At 39.4% G+C, this 1,116-nt stretch carries 2 protein-coding genes and 1 pseudogene; all 3 read left to right on the top strand.

From position 1 onward, the window contains the following. On the top strand, window positions 1-191 hold a 191-nt coding region (locus LACDD01_RS07625; protein WP_197458039.1), incomplete at its 5' end, for a hypothetical protein. Then, a complete protein-coding gene (locus tag LACDD01_RS07620; RefSeq protein ID WP_061414063.1) occupies window positions 191-550 on the top strand; it encodes a hypothetical protein in 360 nt (119 codons plus the stop codon). The genes LACDD01_RS07625 and LACDD01_RS07620, both read left to right, overlap by 1 nt. Continuing rightward, window positions 541-1,116, top strand: a pseudogene (locus tag LACDD01_RS07615) (hypothetical protein); the annotation flags it as partial. The gene LACDD01_RS07620 and the pseudogene LACDD01_RS07615, both read left to right, overlap by 10 nt.

Raw genomic sequence — 1,116 nt, 5'->3', positions numbered from 1 at the left:
AAAATGAAAAAGTTCAGTTTGCAGGGAGTGAAGTGCCTTGTGTGAAAGCAGGGCAAAACTTAACCAACCAAATGCTTGCTTCAGTTGGAGAGTTTGTCGGCACTGTCGAAGCACAAGCCAATAAAATTAAGGGTTTAGCTCAAAAGATTGAACATGACGATCAAGCAGACAGTCAGAGTTGGGGGTTCTAATGCCAAAAGATAAAAATGCAGAAGAGCGTTTTCGTTTAAACCGAGAAATCATGCTCCAAGAACAAGTAGAAGAGGATATACGAGCAGAAGAGCGTAGCCTTAAGCAATCCGTTGAGCATTTCCAAGACCAAATGAATGCTCTTTTTCGTCAAGAAGAGGCTTATTTTGCACGTCTCCAAGAAAAAGGGGCTTTGGTCAATAGCCAAGATTTTGCGCTTCATGAAATAAAAAAAGAAATTGGGCGTGTAACCGAAAGTATGAAAGAACAACTCACTATAGGTTACCGTGCAGAGCAGGTTGCAAACCAAGATAAATTAGGCAAACTTCAGAGAGAAAGGAATGCTTTAACATGGGATTAAAATATAATAAAAATGATGGCCAACTCTTAAGCTCTGCTTTAAAACATAATTTAGAGATTGCGGATCAGATTGTAGAAGATGTGCAAGAAGGTGTTGACCACCTTTTAAGTATGATTGATGACCCCTTTGGTCCTCTCGAAGGACAAGCCTATCATGCAGCAGCAACCCTCTTTCAAGAGATTGTGAAACCGACCCTCTCTAAACTTAAAGAAGCAACAAATGAAATTAAAGGGGAACTCACCACTTTTGACAATGAACGTCGAAACTTTGACCAATTTCCAGACCCTGTCTATGATATGGACGACCTCAAAGAACATTTAGAAATCAAGAAGCAACAAAAAGCAACGGTTGATTTTCAAATGAACCTGTTCAATAATCAATTGGCTAATGCCATAGCTAAAAAAGCGGTAGAGGACTTTGTCTATGAGGGGCAACGTCTCCAAAGTGTTGCCAACCATTATGAACAAGAAATCCAAGAGATAGAAGCTAAAATTCGGATTTTAGAAGAATTCTCAAGTGCAACAGCAAGCCTTTTTCAAGAGAGCTTACATACTTTCCAAAATGCT

This window comes from Lactococcus sp. DD01 (genome assembly GCF_001578715.1).
In the GTDB taxonomy this organism is placed as follows: Bacteria; Bacillota; Bacilli; order Lactobacillales; family Streptococcaceae; genus Lactococcus; species Lactococcus petauri.
This window is presented reverse-complemented; position numbering and strand designations above follow the sequence as displayed.